Here is a 16306-nt window from a genome sequence, read left to right as displayed (position 1 = left end):
TACCCTGTATACATGGTGGGTCGATGCATCCTTAGACTTTTGGTTGGTCACAGAGAATGAAAGCGATCAGCTTGCTTTTTCGCACCCGTGTCTTAACTCGCGAAAAGAGGGGATCTCATCAGGCTTCGAAGCCAAGGAAAGAGAGAATGTCTGAAGCTGCGCCGACATACCAAATGGATTTCATCGAACGGACCGTGGACGTCGTCGCGGCCTACGTCTCCAACAACTCGCTTCCCTCGGCCGAATTGCCGGCGCTGATCGCCAGCATCCATGACGCGCTGAATTCGATCGGCTCGGGTCCGTCGGCTCCGGCCGCCGAGACTGTCGAGCGGCCGACACCGGCCCAGATCCGCAAGTCGATTCGCCCGGACGGCCTGATCAGCTTCATCGACGGCAAGTCGTACAAGACGCTGAAGCGCCACCTGACCAAGCATGGTCTGGATCCGCAGGGCTACCGCGAGCGCTACGGCCTGCCGTCCGACTACCCGACCACCTCGGCGAATTACTCGGCGCAGCGCTCGGCGCTGGCCAAGAGCCTGGGCCTCGGCCAGCCCGGCCGCGCGCAGGCGATCGAAGACGAACCCGCGCCCGCGGAGGAGCCGGCCGTTTCCGGCCGCGCGCAGAGCCGTCGCAAGGGCACGGCCGCCTCGGGCAAGAGCCGCGGCGCCGGCCGCAAGGTCGAGGCTGCCTGACCGAGTCGGGTCGGACCGCCTGGAAACGGGCTCTCGACCGGAGAGGGTCGGGAGCCTGCCCGATTGAGGAACGCGGCCGCGATCAGGCCGCGAGCCGCCCATCCAGCGGGAACACCTTGGCGGGGTTCAGCATCCAGTCCGGATCGAACACCGCCTTGACCCGCATCTGCTGCTCCAGATCGACCTGATCGTACTGGAAGCGCATCAGCTCGCGCTTCTCGATACCGACGCCGTGCTCGCCGGTCAGGCAGCCGCCGACCTCGACGCAGAGCTTCAGGATCTCGTCGCCCGCCGCCTCGGCCTTCTGCAACTCGCCGGGCCGGTTGATGTCGAACAGGATCAGCGGGTGCAGGTTGCCGTCGCCGGCGTGGAACACGTTGGCGACCCGCAGGCCCTTCTCGGCGCAGATCGCCCCGATCCGCTCCAGCACCGGCCCGAGCTGGCCGGTGGGGATCGTGCCGTCCATGCAGATGTAGTCGGAGATCCGGCCGGTGGCCCCGAAGGCCGACTTGCGGCCCTTCCAGATCGCGGCCGATTCCGCCTCCGAGCGCGAGACGCGCACGCTGGTCGGGCGGAAATCCTTGGCGATCGTCTCGATCCGCGCCAGCATCGCGTCGCACTCGGTGTCCGAGCCCTCGACCTCGATGATCAGCATCGCCTCGGCGTCGCGGGGATAGCCGGCCTGGGCGAAGTCCTCGGTGATCAGGATCGCCTCGCGGTCCATGTACTCGATCGCCACCGGGATGATGCCGGCCGCGATGATCGCCGCGACGCAATCGCCCGCATCCTCAACCCTCGAGAAGCCGACCAGCACCGGCCGCGCCCCTTCCGCCGCGCGTAGGATCCGCACGGTCGCCTCGGTGACGATGCCGAGCTGCCCCTCCGAGCCGCAGACGAGGCCGAGCAGGTCGTAGCCGCCGCTGTCGAGGTGCTGGCCGCCGATCTCCACGACGGTGCCGTCGTTGAGCACCAGGGTGACGCCCAGGAGATTGTTGGTGGTCACGCCGTATTTGAGGCAGTGCGCGCCCCCGGAATTCATCGCGATGTTGCCGGCGATCGTGCAGGCGAGCTGGCTCGACGGGTCGGGGGCGTAGAAGAAGCCCTCGTGGCTGACCGCCCCGGAGATCGCCAGATTGGTGATGCCGCTCTGCACCCGGGCGGTGCGGTTGGCGAAGTCCATGTCGAGGACCTTGGTCATCTTGCCGACGCCGAGGATGATCGCGTCGGCCTGCGCGATGGCGCCGCCCGCCAAGGATGTCCCGGCGCCGCGGGGCACGACCCGCACGCCGTTCGCGTGGCAATAGGCCATCACGGCGGCGACCTCCGCGGTGGTCGAGGGCAGGACCACGGCGAGCGGCATCTGCCGGTATGCGGTCAGCCCGTCGGTCTCGAAGGCCCGGCGCTCGTCCTCGCTGACCACCAGCGCCTCGGGCGCGACCAGGGGCGCGAGCCCGGCCAGGATCGCCTCGCGGCGGGCGAGGATCGCGGGATCGGGGTCGGGGAAGCGGATGGTCATGGGGCTTGTGCCCTCCTAGGACCCGCGGCGCGGGATGGCGTACGGGCAGCATGGACCTCGGCGGGCGGCCCTTCAACCGGTGTGCGGCGCTGCGTCGTCCCCGCGTCACATTTCAACCACGACGGCTGCCTAGCGTCGCCGCACACGCTTCGCATCGCCGGCCGCCTTGGGCCCGGGGACCCGGCCGGACGGGCCGAGAACGGACACGATGAACGCTCCCGCCTCCAGCGCCCTGCGCGACGACCGCTACGACGCCCCGTCCGCGCATCTCGCCACCACCCGCGACCTCGGGATCCGCAGCCTCCAGCTCGGCATCGCGGCCCTGCAGGAGGCGAGCGCGGCCTTCCAGGGCCGGCTCGGCGCGGCCTTCGAGGAGGCGGTGCAGACGATCCTGCAGAGCAAGGGCCGCGTCATCGTCAGCGGCATCGGCAAGAGCGGCCATGTCGGCCGCAAGATCGCCGCGACGCTGGCCTCCACCGGCACCCACGCGTTCTTCGTCCATCCGACCGAGGCGAGCCACGGCGATCTCGGTATGATCGCCCGGGACGACGTGATCATCGCGCTGTCGTGGTCGGGCGAGACCGCGGAGCTGTCCGACCTCGTCGGCTTCAGCCGCCGGTTCTCGATCCCGCTGGTCGCCATCACCCGCAACGGCGAGAGCACCCTGGGCAAGGCCGCCGACGTGCTGCTGGAGCTGCCCCGCGTGCGGGAATCCTGCCCGCACGACCTCGCGCCGACCTCCTCCAGCCTGATCCAGCTGGCGCTGGGCGACGCCCTGGCGGTGGCGCTCCTGGAGCGGCGCGGCTTCACCTCGGCGCGCTTCCACACCCTGCATCCCGGCGGGACGCTGGCGGCCCGCCTCAGGACCGTGCAGCAGGTGATGCACGGTCCCCAGGACATGCCGCTTGTCCACGAGACCGCGCTGATGTCCGAGGTGCTGATCGAGATCGCGGCGCGGCGCTACGGCTGCGTCGGCGTCACCGACGGGGCCGGGCGCCTCGTCGGCATCGTGACGGACGGCGACCTGCGCCGCCACATGGGCCCGGCGATCCTCGACACGCCGGTCTCGGCGGTCATGACCCGCGATCCGATTACCGTCGAGCCGCACAAGCTCGCCCAGGCGGCCCTGGAGTTGATGAACCGCCGGCTGATCACGGCGGTGTTCGCGGTCACCGACGGGCGGCCGGTCGGCATCGTCCACGTCCACGACCTGCTGCGCGACGGCATCGCCTGAGGCGGCTCGCGACCGGCAGGTCCGCCGAGCTCGCGCCGCTCACAGCCGCGCCAGCAGCTCCGCCTTCTTGGTCGAGAATTCCTGATCGGTGAGCACGCCGCGCGCGTGCAGCTCCGCCAACCGGTCGATGGTCGTGAGCACGTCGTCCGAGGGGGAGGCAGCCGGCGCGCCGGCTGCCTGGATCCCGGACGGCTCCGCCGGGCGCCGGTCCGCTTGGCGAGCCCCCTTTTGGCCTGGATCGCCCTGGCGCGGGGCGGCGACCGCCGCCTCGATCCGGCGGAGGCGATCGAGCGCGACGGCGCCGGCCGGCCCGGTGAACCCGAGGCTGCCATTCGCCTGCGAGACGCCCGTGATGCGGTGCTCGCCGGTATCGTAGAGGGCGACGCCCGAGCCCGAATCCACCGCGAGCCGCCGGTGCTCCGGGAAATAGGCGTAGCGCATCCCGTTCTGCGAGCCGGCGCTCGCCGGAGCGCCGAGGCCCGCCGGCCACCATTCGCCACCGCCGCGCCGCGCCGCGGGTCCCGCCTGCGAGAAGCCGCCCGCCGGCAGCGCGCCGGCCAGCTCGGTGCAGAGTGCCCCGACCCGCGCCTTCAGGGCGTCGTCGAACATCCGGCCGACCATGACCATGCCGCCGGCGAACCACTGGCCCATCCCGCCGAGATCGGGATGGTCGAACTGCGCCATCGTGCCGTGGCCGCGCTCCAGCGCCCGCACCAGATGGCGCACGGCATCGAGGCTGACGCCGTGGCGCTCGGCCACGCTGCGCAGCCCCGACGCGTGGTCGGGCCGCCCGTCACCGGAGAAATCGTCGGGTGAGGCGCTGTCGGACGGATCCATGAGCCAGCTCCCGATACGTCGCAGGGCGGACAGGATCGGTACGGGACCGGCGATCCGCTGCCCCGCCGCCGCAGTCTGCGGCGGTGTCGGCCAAGCCCGTGACGGGCTTGCGATGCGGGCACAATCCCTGGTCTCGGCCACCGGTTCCAGCCCGCCTCAGCCCCCTTGCTGCGGGAACGGGCCCGCGAGGGTGAAGTCGGTGATCGGCCGGCGTCCGTTCGGCGTCTCCCGCGGCCGCTGCTCCTCGGTGAGTTCGGCCTCCGGGGTCTTGCGGCCGACCGCGAAGGCAGCTTCGATCCGGTGGTTCTCAGGCAGGCGCAGCACCTCAGGGGCGCGGACATGGTCGAAGCCGACCATGCCGTGGGCGTGCCAGCCCTGGTGGATCGCCTGGAGCTGGAAGGCCAGCGAGGCGGTGCCGGCGTCGAAGGAATGGCTGTAGGACGGCTTCAACTCGTCGCCGACCTTCATGAGCCCGTTCGAGACCAGGAACAGGATCGCGCCGGTGCCCGAGACCCATTTCTGATTGCCCGGCACCAGCAGGCCCAGGAACGTCTCCCAATGGGCGTCGTCCCGGAGCGCGTAGAGGAAGCGCCAGGGCTGCGAGTTGTAGGCGGAGGGCGACCAGCGCGCCGCCTCGATCATCCGCATCAGCTCGGATTCGGGCACGGCCTCGCCCGTGAAGGCGCGGGGCGAGTGCCGCTTCACGAAGACCGGATCGATGTCGTGGTCGGCGCGGCGGGGCGGGGGCAGGCTCAAGGAATTTGTCTCCGGAGGGGCGCGTGCGGCCAAGCTTGCCTGAAACGCCCGTCCGAAGGCAAATCCGGATCACCGCGCCTGCCGGCGGAGGCCGCGAACGGCCTCCCCCCGTCCCCCCGGAGCGCATTGAGGCGCCGCCGTCTTTGCGAGCGGAGCGAAGCAATCCAGGCAGCGCCACGATCGGTGACGGCGCGTTGCCCCGGGTCACGTCGCTGCGCGCGTGATGACGATGCGGGCCATCCTCACGGCGTGACCCCAGCGGATACGGCGAAGCTTGCCGCTCACGCCACGCTGCGCTCGATCTCCTCCTCGTCGCAGATCACACCGGCATTGCCCTCGAACTCCGCCGCGAGGTCCACGGGGGCGTGGGTCGGGGCCGCGTTCACCCGGTCGCGGGCGAAGGTCGCCAGGAACAGGCGCATGACGTGGCGCACGCCCGCGTCGTTGATGGTGCGCTGGTCCTCGTTGTAGTAGCGCCCGGCATTCACGTTGCTCGTGACGATGTCGTAGGCGGGGAAGTAGACCGCCCGCGGGTCGCCGCGGCCGACCACCTCGCCGGCCGCTACGCGCAGCACCGACTTGGAGTAGCTGTTCGACTCCATCACGTGCCGGTCCATGTAGGTGGCGATCATCGGCACCGGCGAGACCGTGAAGATCACCCGCGCCTTCGGGTTCACGCTCCAGAGCCGGTCGAGGAAGCCGTTGAGGTCGCCGAGCACCTCGCCCGCGCCCGCGTTGACGCACTCGTAGAGCTCAGGGTCGAAGGTGCCGCCGGCAACGCCCGGGGCGAGCGGCAGCGCCGCGCCGTCGGCCCGCCAGCGCCAGCCTTCCGTCAGGCCGAGCGTCAGCACGAACACGTCGAGCGTCTCGAACAGGCGGCGCACCTCGGCGAGATGCGCGTCGCGCGCCGCGACCACCTCGGCCTCGCTCGCAAAACCCGCCGGCTCGACCGTGGGGCGGAACGGGTCGACGTAGCGGCCGTCGTCGCGCAGCCACGCCTTCAGCTCCGGCTCGAACGTCCCGTAGGCCCGGTCGAACAGCTGCACGAACTGGCGCGTGTAGTAGAGATTGCCGTAGCGCGCCGAGAACGTGCCGAACTGGCGGGCATTGGCCTCCTCGGCGCTCATGCCGGGGGTCGGCGGCTCGGTCAGGTAGTAGTTGAAGCCGGCGCCGCGCACCGCCTCGGCCACCCGCTGCGCGAAGCACGAGCCGCCGGTGGCGACCTTGTCGGTCGGCCCGATCACGAACGTGTCCTTCGGGTGCGGATTGACCGCGAAGGGCGGCACGTTGGTGACGACCTTGCGCCAGAATCGCTCGGCCGGTAGACCCGTATACGGATTCAACGCCATCTTCGAACCCTCTTCTTCACGACGGCGACCGCCCTCGGGGGCGATGACCCGTCCGCTGACACCGGCACGCGACGTGGCCCTGAACGACCTGCCCCGGCGCGCCCGCAGCGCGTTCACCCTCTCGGCGCCCAGCTGGGCGCCTACCCGTTGGGCCCCCACCTGGGCGACACCATGGCGGAACCGCGCCCGCGCCGCTACCGGGCGTGACGGGCCGAGCATCGCGGTGCTGGGCAATTGCCAGGCCCGGGGCGTCGCGCAGGCGATGCGCCTGCTCGCGCCGAGGAGCCCGGTGCGCTATCTGCCCATGGGCTCACTCAAGCGCGACCACGGTCATGTCGACGGCCTGATCCGGACGCTCCGCGCCCACGACCACGTCTTTGCGCAGAGTTTCCCGGCCGGGCTGATCCCGGGCGGCGACGCTGCCACCGTGCGGGCGGCCGACCCGCGGCTCAAGCTGTTCCCGGCGATCGTGTTCTCGGCCTTCCATCCCGACATGGTTTATGTCGGCCAGGCGTCGAACCTCGCCGCGCTGAAGCTGACCCCGTCGCCCACGGGGCAGTACCACTCGGCGATCGCGCTCACCGCCTACCGGCTCGGCCTCGACCCGAAGCGCACCGTATCCCTGTTCCGCGAGGACGTGTTCGCCCGCCTGGGCTATCTCGACCACTGGGATCCGGCGGTGCGCGAGCTCGTCGGGTCGGCGGCCGCCCTTGGCTTCGGCCTGGAGCGCGAGGTGACCCGCTGGGCGCGCCGCGGCGCCTTCATGCACCTGATGAACCACCCGAAGGCCCATGTGATCGGCGACATCGCCCGGCGCCTGCTGCAGGAGAACGGTCTCACGCCCGAGCCGGTGGAGATCGAGGATTACCTCGGCGACGAGCTGGTCGAGGACGTGATCTGGCCGATCTATCCGCCGGTGGCCGAGCATTTCGGGCTGACGGGCTCGTACCTGTTCAAGACCAAGGCGCGCGGCGACGACTTCCCGACGCTCTACGACCTGCCGGGCTTCATCGCGGCGAGCTTCGCCATCTACGACGCGACGCCGCCGGGCGACCTCGCCTGCCCGCGGGTGGAGGCGTGGCTGTCCGCGCCGGACATCGTGGCGCTGTTCCGGGGGACTTGAGGCCGCCCCCAGGGGCCGAGGCGTCCCGCCGGCCGACTCGTCTTTGCGAGCGGAGCGAAGCAATCCAGGGTCGCGCTGCCCTAAGTCGCTTCGCTGCGCGCGCGATGACGGTCCGGCTCGGATGGAACTGTGGCTCAGCCCGCCTCGCAGAGCGGCGCGTCATGCGCTGTCCCGCCGAGGCCGTCGACCATCATCCGGACCAGCCGGTTGACCTCCTGGACCTGGAACGGCTTGCGCAGGAACAGGCTGCCGGGCACGCCGCTGCGGCGGTTCGCGTCGGTGGAGGTGTAGACCACCGGCCGGTCGGGATGGATCGACCGGAAGGCGTGGGCCACGCTCCAGCCGTCGATCAGCCCCGGCAGATGGATGTCGGTGAACAGCCAGTCGATCTCACCGCCGCGGGCGCGCAGCAGCGTCAGCGCGGCCTCGCCGGTCGAGGCCTCGATCACCCGGATCCCGTGCGTCTCGCACAGGCTCGCGACGATCTCGAGGAGCAGGTAGCTGTCCTCGACGATGAGGACGCACTGGGCGGGACGCATGGCGGATGTCCGGTGTTCGGCCGCTCCATTTGAGACTGGATAGGGTTGAGGATCCCTTAAATGCCGGCCGAAACGGTTACCGTGTCGGCCTGGGCCATCCCCGATCGCACTGCCGTCGGGCGCGGCGCCCGGGCTTCGCTCCCACGCACGCTCCTGTTGCAGCGCCGCAACCGGTCCGTCCGAAATGGCCTGTCCGGCCCTGACGCCCCGCCGCCGCCGCATTCCGGGTGCGACAGCGCACGACGTCGAGCGCGCCCACAGCGCCAACCCGTCCCGAGGCCGCTCATTGGAACCGTCGCTTAACCATCCGCGCCTACCAACTGTACCCAGGACTACGCGGACCCGCCTCGAAGACCCGCAGCCGGCCTTCGGCACCGCTCGAGGAGCTTTTTCAGATCATGACGCAGCGTTTTCGTGCCGCCGCCCTCGGCCTCGCCCTCGTCGCCGGCCTCGGCCTCGGCGCCTGCAGCAATGACAAGGATCTCGCCGACGCCTCCGCCTTCGGGGCCGGCGCCGCGACCCCGGGCAGCGCGCAGGACTTCGTCGTCAATATCGGCGACCGGGTGTTCTTCGAATCGGATTCCACCGACCTGACGCCAACCGCGACCGCCACCCTCGACAAGCAGGCCGCGTGGCTGCAGCGCTACCCGCGCTACACCTTCATCATCGAAGGCCATGCCGACGAGCGCGGCACCCGCGAGTACAACTTCTCCCTGGGCGCCCGCCGGGCCCAGGCGGTGAACGACTACCTTGCCACCCGCGGCATCGCAGGCAACCGCATGCGCACCGTGTCGTACGGCAAGGAGCGGCCGGTGGCGGTCTGCAACGACATCTCGTGCTGGTCGCAGAACCGCCGCGCGGTGATCGTGCTGGACCGCGGCGCCGGGGCGTAACAGCCTTCTCTGCCAAAGGGCGTGGAGCGTCGCGAGTCGCGGCGTGCCACGCAACCGCATCCGCACAGCGCGGGTGACGGTGCGGTGTCAGGATGATGCGCAGGGGAGGGCGGGTAAGCAGCGAACCGGGACTGCGCGTCCCGCCGAATGACCCAAAAGGTTGAACGCGCCGCAGTTTTGCCGCGGTGCGGCGCATCTGATAGGGCCTCGCGCCGCCACCGGATCGCAGCCGCATCATGCCCGCCCGCCTTCGCACCCGCCTCGCGCTCTCCACGATCCTGGGAGCCCTGCTCCTCGGTCATCCGGCCGCCGCACAGGACGCTTCCGAGCTGGTGGTGCGCCTCGGACGGATCGAGAACCAGTCCCGGCTCATGGCCGGGCAGATCGAGACCCTCCAGTACGAGAACCGCCAGCTCAAGGAGCAGCTGCGCAAGTTCCAGGAGGACGTCGAGTTCCGCCTGAACGAGGGCAAGGGCGGCAAGCCCTCCGCGGCTCCGGCGCCGGCGGGGGCCGTCAACGGCGGCAATCCGGGCGCCGGCCGCCCCGGCAAGCGCGGCGACGCCTTCGACCCATCCCAATCCCCCGGTGCCCCCGGCACCCCGATGCAGCTCGGCAGCACGCAGCCCTCCGCGCCGCTGCCGCCCCGGGAGGCCGTCGAGGCCGCGCCCCGGCCGCAGCGCCTGCCGCAAGGGGCGATCAACGGGGCGATCAACGGCGAGGACGAGGACGCGGACGCTGCGGCCCCCGGCTACGACGAGCCGGTGGACCTGCGCCCGCCGGCCCGGACGGGGGCGATCCCGGCGCGGCCCTCCGAGAGCGTGGCCGCCACCCAGACCGGCGATCCGGCCTCGGATTACGACGCCGCCGTGGAGCTGTACCGCGCCAAGCAGTACGAGCAGGCCGAGATGGGCCTGCGCCAGTTCATCCAGTCGCATCCGCGCGACAACCGCGTCGCCGGTGCCACCTACTGGCTCGGCGAGAGCTACCTGGCCCGCGGTCGCAATCGCGAGGCGGCCGAGCAGTTCCTGAAGGTCTCGACCGACTACGCCCGCTCGTCCCAGGCGCCCGACGCCATGCTGAAGCTCGGCGTCACGCTCAACGCCCTCGGGGCCCGCGAGCAGGCCTGCGCGACCTTGGCCGAGCTGGACCGGAAATTCCCGAATGCCGGCAACGGCGTCCGTCAGGGCGTCGCGCGCGAGCAGAAGCGCGCCCGCTGCGGCGCTTGAGCGGGCCGGGCGATCCGGTCCTCGACGCCCTGAGCCCCTGGCTCGGCCTTTCCACCCGCGACCGGCCGGGCGTTCTCCTCGCCGTCTCGGGCGGCCCCGATTCGACCGCCCTGATGCACGCCGCCGCGATCCTGGGGCGAGCGACCGGCGCATCCGTGCAGGTCGCCACCGTGGATCACGGCCTGCGGCCGGGCTCCGACGCCGAGGCCCACGCTGTCGGCCAGGCCGCCCGGACCCTCGGCTTGCCCCACGCGATCCTGCCCTGGTCGGGCCCGAAGCCCGGCACCGGCCTGCAGGACGCAGCCCGCAACGCCCGCTACGCCCTGCTCGCCGCCCAGGCCGAGGCGATCGGCGCCGGCCTCATCCTCACCGCGCACACCCAGGATGACCAGGCCGAGACGGTGCTGATGCGGCTCGCCGCCGGCAGCAGCCTCGCGGGGCTCGCCGGCATGCGCGCCGAACGGGCGCTTGCCCCCGGCCTGAGGCTCGGCCGTCCCTTCCTGCACCTGCCGAAATCCGCCCTGGTGGCGTGGTGCCAGGCCCGCGGCATCCCGTATCTGCGCGACCCCACCAACGTGAATCCGCGCTTCGCCCGGGCCCGCTTGCGCGCGGCCTGGCCGGTTCTGGAGCGCGAGGGCCTGACGCCGGCGCGCCTCGCCCGCCTGGCCGAGCGCGCCGCCCGCGACGAGGCCGCGCTCCGGAGCGCGGCGGCGCGGGCCCTCGACACCGCGCTTCTGCCGGGCGCGACGGGGGGCGCGGTCCTGTGCCTCGACGGTGCCGCGCTGGCGGCGCTGCCCGACGCCGTGGCGCTGCGCTGCCTCGATCTCGCCCTGAGCCGGGCCGGCGGAGCGCCGCGCCGGCTCGAACGCCTCGAGGCGCTGGTCCTCGAATCGCTGCTGCCGGCCCTGCGTTGCGGCGCGCCGATCCGGCGCACCCTGGCGGGGCTCCTGGTCGCCGCGGAGGCCGACGGCACCGTGCGCCTCGCCCCCGCGCCGCCGCGCCGCCGCAGGGCCGCGGATGCTGCCCTCGCCGCAGGGGCCCCCGAATTACTTGGCAACGGAGACACCCCCGCCTACATTGGCGAAGTGTGCACGGATGGACCGGAACAGCCGCGTGGCGGGTCCGTCCTGGGGGTCGCACACGCCAAGGATTGATCGATGAACCCGAATTTTCGCAACTTTGCCTTATGGGTCGTCATCTTTCTGCTGGTGCTGGCCCTGGTCACCCTGTTCCAGAATCCGGGGCACCGGGGCGGCGGCAGCGAGATCGCTTACAGCCAGCTCCTGAACGACGCCGATGCCGGCAAGATCCAGTCGGTGGTGATCTCCGGACAGGACGTGTCCGGCACCTATGTCGGTGGCGGCAACTTCACCAGCTACGCGCCCAACGACCCGAGCCTGGTCTCCAAGCTCCAGGGCAAAGGCGTGCAGATCACCGCCCGTCCGCCGTCGGACAACACCCCCTGGTTCATCCAGCTACTTGTGAGCTGGCTGCCGATCCTCGTCTTCATCGGCGCCTGGATCTTCCTCTCGCGCCAGATGCAGTCGGGCGCCGGTCGCGCCATGGGTTTTGGCAAGTCGAAGGCGAAACTCCTGAACGAAGCCCACGGCCGCGTGTCGTTCGATGACGTCGCAGGCGTCGAGGAGGCGAAGGAGGATCTCCAGGAGATCGTCGAGTTCCTCCGCGACCCCCAAAAATTCCAGCGGCTCGGCGGCCGGATCCCGCGCGGCGTGCTGCTCGTCGGGCCGCCCGGCACCGGTAAGACCCTGATCGCCCGGGCGGTCGCGGGTGAGGCCAACGTGCCGTTCTTCACCATCTCGGGCTCCGACTTCGTCGAGATGTTCGTGGGCGTTGGCGCTAGCCGCGTGCGCGACATGTTCGAGCAGGCCAAGAAGAACGCGCCCTGCATCATCTTCATCGACGAGATCGACGCGGTCGGCCGTCACCGCGGCGCCGGCCTCGGCGGCGGCAACGACGAGCGCGAGCAGACCCTCAACCAGCTCCTCGTAGAGATGGACGGGTTCGAGGCCAACGAGGGCGTGATCATCATCGCGGCGACCAACCGCCCCGACGTGCTCGACCCGGCGCTGCTGCGGCCCGGCCGGTTCGACCGCCAGATCATGGTGCCGAACCCGGACGTCACCGGCCGCGAGCGCATCCTGCGGGTCCATGTCCGCAAGGTGCCGCTGGCCCCCGACGTCGACCTCAAGACCATCGCGCGCGGCACCCCGGGCTTCTCGGGCGCCGACCTGATGAACTTGGTCAACGAGTCCGCGCTGCTTGCTGCCCGTCGCGGCAAGCGCATCGTCACGATGCACGAGTTCGAGGACGCCAAGGACAAGGTCATGATGGGCGCCGAGCGGCGCACCCTGGTCATGACTGAGGACGAGAAGCGGCTCACCGCCTATCACGAGGGCGGCCACGCCATCGTGGCGCTGAACGTCCCGGCGACCGACCCGGTGCACAAGGCGACGATCATCCCCCGCGGTCGGGCGCTCGGCATGGTCATGCAGCTGCCCGAGCGCGACAAGCTCTCCATGAGCTTCGAGCAGATGACCTCGCGGCTGGCGATCATGATGGGCGGCCGCATCGCCGAGGAGATGACCTTCGGGCGCGAGAAGGTGACCTCGGGCGCGCAGTCGGACATCGAGCAGGCGACGCGGCTGGCCAAGATGATGGTGACCCGCTGGGGCTTCAGCCCCGAGCTCGGCACCGTGGCGTACGGCGACAACAACGACGAGGTCTTCCTCGGTATGTCGATGGGCCGGCAGCAATCGGTCTCCGAATCGACCGCCCAGAAGATCGATGCCGAGGTCCGCCGCCTCGTGGAGACCGGCCTGGAGGAGGCCCGCCGCATCCTGGCCGAGCACAAGGACGACCTGGAGGCCCTGGCGCAGGGGCTCCTCGAATACGAGACCCTCTCGGGCGAGGAGATCCGCAACCTGCTTAAGGGCCAGCCCCCGATCCGCGACGGCGGCGACGTGCCGCCGACCCCGGCCCGGGGCTCCTCGGTTCCCTCGGCGGGCCGCGGCCGGCCGAAGGAGAGCGACGGCGGCCTGGAGCCGCAGCCGCAGGCCTGAGGTCTCGGGACTGACGATCGGAAGGGCGCCGCGAGGCGCCCTTTTTCGTGCGCGGCAGCCCGTCATCGCTTCGCGCCGCGCGCACGGACGCCGGTTGACCGGCTCACGCGTGACAATTCGGGCCGCGCGTTTGCAGGCCGCACCCGCCGGCCGCGCCAAAGCCTCGGTTCGGAACTACCGACCGACAGAACGATCCTGAAGGCCCATTCGCCCATGCCGGTCTCGACCTATCTCGTCGTCGCCCTCGGCGCCGGCGTCGCCGGCTTCGTGCAGGGCCTGTCGGGTTTCGCCTTCGGGTTGGTGGCGCTGTCGTTCTGGGCCTGGGTGATCGACCCGAAGCTCGCCGCCGTGCTGGCCGTCTCCGGCGGCTTGGCCGGGCAAGTGGTGGCCGCCGTCACGGTCCGGCGCGGGCTCGATCTCGGCCGCATCGCCCCGTTCGTGCTCGGCGGCCTCGCCGGGATCCCGCTGGGGGTCCTCCTGCTACCCCGCCTCGATGCGGACTGGTTCAAGGCGCTGCTGGGCCTCCTGCTGATGGTCTGGTGTCCGCTGATGCTGCTCGCCCGGGACCTGCCGCGGATCACGGTCGGCGGGCGGCTCGCCGATGCCGCGGTCGGCCTCGCCGGCGGCATGATGGGCGGCCTGGGCGGCTTCACGGGCGTGCTCCCGACCCTGTGGTGCACTCTGCGCCGCTACGAGCGCGACGTGCAGCGCACGATCATCCAGAACTTCAATCTCGCGATGCTGACCGTGACGATGATCTCCTACCTCGCCACCGGCCTGGTCACCCGGCCGATGCTGCCCATGCTGGCCGTGGTGCTGCCCACCATGCTGGTGCCGACGCTGCTCGGCACCCGGGCCTATGTCGGCATCAGCGAGTCCGGGTTCCGCACGCTGGTCCTGACGCTCCTGACGGGTTCGGGCGTCGTCCTCGTCGCCGCGTCGTTGCCGAAGGTCCTGTAGCCCGACGCCAGGCCCCGCCGTATTTCGACCGCCTTTGTCGCGGAGCAACCGATTCACCACGGCACGGCGTCCGCCCCCGGACACGGCCGCGATCTGCTAAGTCTGGTCCGGCCTTCGTCCGGGCCCCGGAGACGTCATGGTGCGCAAGTATTTCGGAACCGACGGCATCCGGGGCCGGGCCAATGGCGTGATCACGCCGGAACTGGCCCTCAAGGTGGGGCAGGCCGCCGGCCTCGTGTTCCAGCGCGGCGACCATCGCCACCGGGTGGTGATCGGCAAGGACACCCGCCTCTCCGGCTACATGATCGAGACCGCGCTCGTAGCGGGCTTCACCTCGGTGGGCATGGACGTCCTGCTCCTGGGGCCCGTGCCGACGCCCGCCGTGGCGATGCTGACGCGCTCCATGCGGGCCGATCTCGGCGTGATGATCTCGGCCTCGCACAACCCGTTCGAGGACAACGGCATCAAGCTGTTCGGACCCGACGGCTTCAAGCTCAACGACGCGATCGAGCGCGAGATCGAGGGGCTGATCGACGCCGACATGCACAAGCGCCTGTCCGGCTCCCAGGATCTCGGCCGGGCCAAGCGCATCGAGAGCGTGCATGCCCGCTACGTGGAATTCGCCAAGCGCACCCTGCCGCGGCAGGTGACCCTGGACGGCCTGCGTGTCGTGGTCGATTGCGCCAACGGCGCCGCCTACCGGGTCGCCCCCGAGACTCTGTGGGAACTCGGCGCCGAGGTCATCGCGATCGGGACCGAGCCGGACGGGTTCAACATCAACCGCGACGTCGGCTCGACCGCGCCGGCGGCGCTCGTCGAGAAGGTGCGCGAGCGCCGGGCCGATATCGGCATTGCCCTCGACGGCGATGCCGACCGGGTGCTGATCGTCGACGAGAAGGGCCAGGTGGTCGACGGCGACCAGCTCATGGCGGTCGTGGCCCGCTCCTGGAAGGAGGACGAGCGCCTCACCCAGCCGGGCGTGGTCGCGACGATCATGTCGAATCTCGGCCTGGAGCGCTATCTCGGCGGCCTCGGGCTGACGCTGGCCCGCACCGCGGTGGGCGACCGCTACGTCCTCGAGCACATGCGCCAGCACGGCTACAATCTCGGCGGGGAGCAATCCGGCCACATCATCATGTCGGACTACACCACGACCGGCGACGGCTTGGTGGCGGCGCTCCAGCTCCTCAGCGTGGTGCAGCGGCAGAACCGACCGGTGAGCGAGGTCTGCCACTGCTTCGATCCGCTGCCGCAGATCCTCAAGAACGTCCGCTACAAGACCGGCGAGCCCCTGCGGCAGGACAGCGTGGTCAGTGCCATCGAGCACGCCCGCGAGCGGCTCGGCAATGCCGGCCGCCTGGTCATCCGCCCCTCCGGCACCGAGCCGGTGATCCGCGTGATGGCCGAGGGCGACGATCGCGGCCTCGTCAACGCGGTGGTCGACGAGGTGGTCGACGCCGTGGCCCGGGCCGCGGCCTGACCGGTCAGGCCTGGTCGTAGGCGGCGCGCAGCTCCGCCGGCGCGGTCATCCGCCATGCCGCCAGCAGGGCTGCCCGCAGGGTCTCCTCCGCGCAGCCGTCGAGATCGAGATTGGTCCAGCCGCGGCGCCCCCAGGCGCCGTCGAGGGGCGTGAACAGGTCCGGCTCGGCCGCGCACAGCGCCGCCTGATCCGCGGGCGACAGCCGCAGCACCAGCCGCGCCTCGTCGAGCCACAGGGTCGCCAGCACCCGGCCGCCGACGCGGAAATCCGGGTTGCCGCTGTGGGCGCCCGCCACCGTCTCCGGCAGCATCAGCGCCAGGATGCGCACCTCCTCGGGGAGCACCGGCGCCTCAACCGGACGCACGGGGCAGATCGGCTGGTGGCCGATCGGCTGTCGGTCGCCTCCCGACCTGGACGGCATCGGCCGTGTCGCTCATGCCTGCTTACCCCCGGCAGTTGTTGGACGCGTCCGTGGCGACGCAGGGCCACGGAGACAAGTAAAATCCGAGCAACAGAGATCCCGACCGGCCGACACGAATGCGCAAGCCTAACATTTAACGTTAAGTCAGATTTAAGACGTTGCTTTCATCCTTCACCACGTACCCCCGAGACCGCACGCGG

At 70.9% G+C, this 16306-nt stretch carries 15 protein-coding genes; 9 read left to right on the top strand and 6 right to left on the bottom strand.

The genetic code is table 11. From position 1 onward, the window contains the following. The first annotated feature begins 146 nt into the window (after positions 1 to 146). Positions 147 to 692: a Ros/MucR family transcriptional regulator gene (locus tag AC3WSN_RS22745; protein WP_492543218.1), complete on the top strand. Its 546-nt coding sequence runs from the start codon at positions 147 to 149 to the stop codon at positions 690 to 692. An 82-nt stretch (positions 693 to 774) separates the two neighbouring features. Here AC3WSN_RS22745 and AC3WSN_RS22740 read toward each other — a convergent pair whose 3' ends face one another. After that, complete coding sequence (locus AC3WSN_RS22740; protein WP_192710486.1) at positions 775 to 2208, bottom strand: FAD-linked oxidase C-terminal domain-containing protein; 1434 nt, start codon at positions 2206 to 2208, stop codon at positions 775 to 777. A 208-nt stretch (positions 2209 to 2416) separates the two neighbouring features. On the opposite strand from AC3WSN_RS22740, the gene AC3WSN_RS22735 reads away from it, so the two are divergent. Beyond that, a complete protein-coding gene (locus tag AC3WSN_RS22735) occupies positions 2417 to 3442 on the top strand; it encodes a KpsF/GutQ family sugar-phosphate isomerase (protein WP_192710487.1) in 1026 nt (341 codons plus the stop codon). A 39-nt stretch (positions 3443 to 3481) separates the two neighbouring features. Here AC3WSN_RS22735 and AC3WSN_RS22730 read toward each other — a convergent pair whose 3' ends face one another. The 3 genes from AC3WSN_RS22730 to AC3WSN_RS22720 all read right to left on the bottom strand — a co-directional run bounded on the left by AC3WSN_RS22730 (position 3482) and on the right by AC3WSN_RS22720 (position 6384). Then, positions 3482 to 4279 carry an SHOCT domain-containing protein gene (locus AC3WSN_RS22730; RefSeq protein ID WP_492541038.1) on the bottom strand — a complete coding sequence of 266 codons (798 nt, stop codon included), beginning with the start codon at positions 4277 to 4279 and terminating at the stop codon, positions 3482 to 3484. Positions 4280 to 4435: 156 nt separating this feature from the next. Then, positions 4436 to 5035, bottom strand: a complete 600-nt coding sequence (locus AC3WSN_RS22725; protein ID WP_492541036.1) for a nitroreductase family protein — start codon at positions 5033 to 5035, stop codon at positions 4436 to 4438. 281 nt (positions 5036 to 5316) lie between these two features. Then, entirely contained in the window at positions 5317 to 6384 is a 1068-nt protein-coding gene (locus AC3WSN_RS22720) for a GSCFA domain-containing protein (protein ID WP_192710606.1), read from the bottom strand. A gap of 43 nt (positions 6385 to 6427) precedes the next feature. Between AC3WSN_RS22720 and AC3WSN_RS22715 the strand changes: the two genes are divergently transcribed. Continuing rightward, on the top strand, positions 6428 to 7507 hold the full coding sequence (locus AC3WSN_RS22715; protein ID WP_492541034.1) for a WcbI family polysaccharide biosynthesis putative acetyltransferase: 1080 nt from the start codon (positions 6428 to 6430) through the stop codon (positions 7505 to 7507). A 134-nt stretch (positions 7508 to 7641) separates the two neighbouring features. Here the strand turns inward: AC3WSN_RS22715 and AC3WSN_RS22710 are convergent, their stop codons facing one another. Next, positions 7642 to 8046, bottom strand: coding sequence for a response regulator (locus AC3WSN_RS22710; RefSeq protein ID WP_492541032.1), 405 nt, complete (start codon positions 8044 to 8046; stop codon positions 7642 to 7644). A gap of 398 nt (positions 8047 to 8444) precedes the next feature. Here AC3WSN_RS22710 and pal point away from each other — a divergent pair, with 398 nt between their 5' ends. The 6 genes from pal (at position 8445) to glmM (ending at position 15685) form a co-directional block, all read left to right on the top strand. Beyond that, positions 8445 to 8939 (top strand): peptidoglycan-associated lipoprotein Pal, encoded by a 495-nt coding sequence (pal, locus tag AC3WSN_RS22705; RefSeq protein ID WP_192710609.1) that lies wholly within the window; start codon positions 8445 to 8447, stop codon positions 8937 to 8939. A 236-nt stretch (positions 8940 to 9175) separates the two neighbouring features. Continuing rightward, positions 9176 to 10165 carry a tol-pal system protein YbgF gene (gene ybgF / locus AC3WSN_RS22700; RefSeq protein ID WP_192710610.1) on the top strand — a complete coding sequence of 330 codons (990 nt, stop codon included), beginning with the start codon at positions 9176 to 9178 and terminating at the stop codon, positions 10163 to 10165. Next, a complete protein-coding gene (gene tilS, locus AC3WSN_RS22695) occupies positions 10162 to 11319 on the top strand; it encodes a tRNA lysidine(34) synthetase TilS (protein WP_492541029.1) in 1158 nt (385 codons plus the stop codon). The genes ybgF and tilS overlap by 4 nt, the downstream gene beginning before the upstream one ends. 3 nt (positions 11320 to 11322) lie before the next feature. Continuing rightward, the gene (gene ftsH, locus AC3WSN_RS22690; RefSeq protein WP_192710612.1) at positions 11323 to 13245 is read left to right on the top strand and encodes an ATP-dependent zinc metalloprotease FtsH; all 1923 of its coding nucleotides are present in this window, start codon (positions 11323 to 11325) and stop codon (positions 13243 to 13245) included. 213 nt (positions 13246 to 13458) lie between these two features. Further along, positions 13459 to 14205, top strand: coding sequence for a sulfite exporter TauE/SafE family protein (locus tag AC3WSN_RS22685; protein ID WP_192710613.1), 747 nt, complete (start codon positions 13459 to 13461; stop codon positions 14203 to 14205). Positions 14206 to 14344: 139 nt separating this feature from the next. After that, positions 14345 to 15685, top strand: a complete 1341-nt coding sequence (gene glmM, locus AC3WSN_RS22680; RefSeq protein ID WP_192710692.1) for a phosphoglucosamine mutase — start codon at positions 14345 to 14347, stop codon at positions 15683 to 15685. Positions 15686 to 15689: 4 nt separating this feature from the next. On the opposite strand, the gene AC3WSN_RS22675 is transcribed toward glmM, so the two are convergent. Next, positions 15690 to 16028, bottom strand: a complete 339-nt coding sequence (locus AC3WSN_RS22675) for an MmcQ/YjbR family DNA-binding protein (protein ID WP_492543216.1) — start codon at positions 16026 to 16028, stop codon at positions 15690 to 15692. Between the last annotated feature and the right edge of the window lie 278 nt (positions 16029 to 16306).

It is taken from the genome of Methylobacterium sp. FW102-HT35C08 (genome assembly GCF_058790235.1).
This window is presented reverse-complemented; position numbering and strand designations above follow the sequence as displayed.

Coding starts and splice junctions, on each gene's coding strand:
- AC3WSN_RS22745 (WP_492543218.1), top strand. CDS start 147: ATGTCTGAAGCTGCGCCGACATACCAAATGGATTTCATCGAACGGACC.
- AC3WSN_RS22740 (WP_192710486.1), bottom strand. CDS start 2,208: ATGACCATCCGCTTCCCCGACCCCGATCCCGCGATCCTCGCCCGCCGC.
- AC3WSN_RS22735 (WP_192710487.1), top strand. CDS start 2,417: ATGAACGCTCCCGCCTCCAGCGCCCTGCGCGACGACCGCTACGACGCC.
- AC3WSN_RS22730 (WP_492541038.1), bottom strand. CDS start 4,279: ATGGATCCGTCCGACAGCGCCTCACCCGACGATTTCTCCGGTGACGGG.
- AC3WSN_RS22720 (WP_192710606.1), bottom strand. CDS start 6,384: ATGGCGTTGAATCCGTATACGGGTCTACCGGCCGAGCGATTCTGGCGC.
- AC3WSN_RS22715 (WP_492541034.1), top strand. CDS start 6,428: ATGACCCGTCCGCTGACACCGGCACGCGACGTGGCCCTGAACGACCTG.
- AC3WSN_RS22710 (WP_492541032.1), bottom strand. CDS start 8,046: ATGCGTCCCGCCCAGTGCGTCCTCATCGTCGAGGACAGCTACCTGCTC.
- pal (WP_192710609.1), top strand. CDS start 8,445: ATGACGCAGCGTTTTCGTGCCGCCGCCCTCGGCCTCGCCCTCGTCGCC.
- ybgF (WP_192710610.1), top strand. CDS start 9,176: ATGCCCGCCCGCCTTCGCACCCGCCTCGCGCTCTCCACGATCCTGGGA.
- ftsH (WP_192710612.1), top strand. CDS start 11,323: ATGAACCCGAATTTTCGCAACTTTGCCTTATGGGTCGTCATCTTTCTG.
- AC3WSN_RS22685 (WP_192710613.1), top strand. CDS start 13,459: ATGCCGGTCTCGACCTATCTCGTCGTCGCCCTCGGCGCCGGCGTCGCC.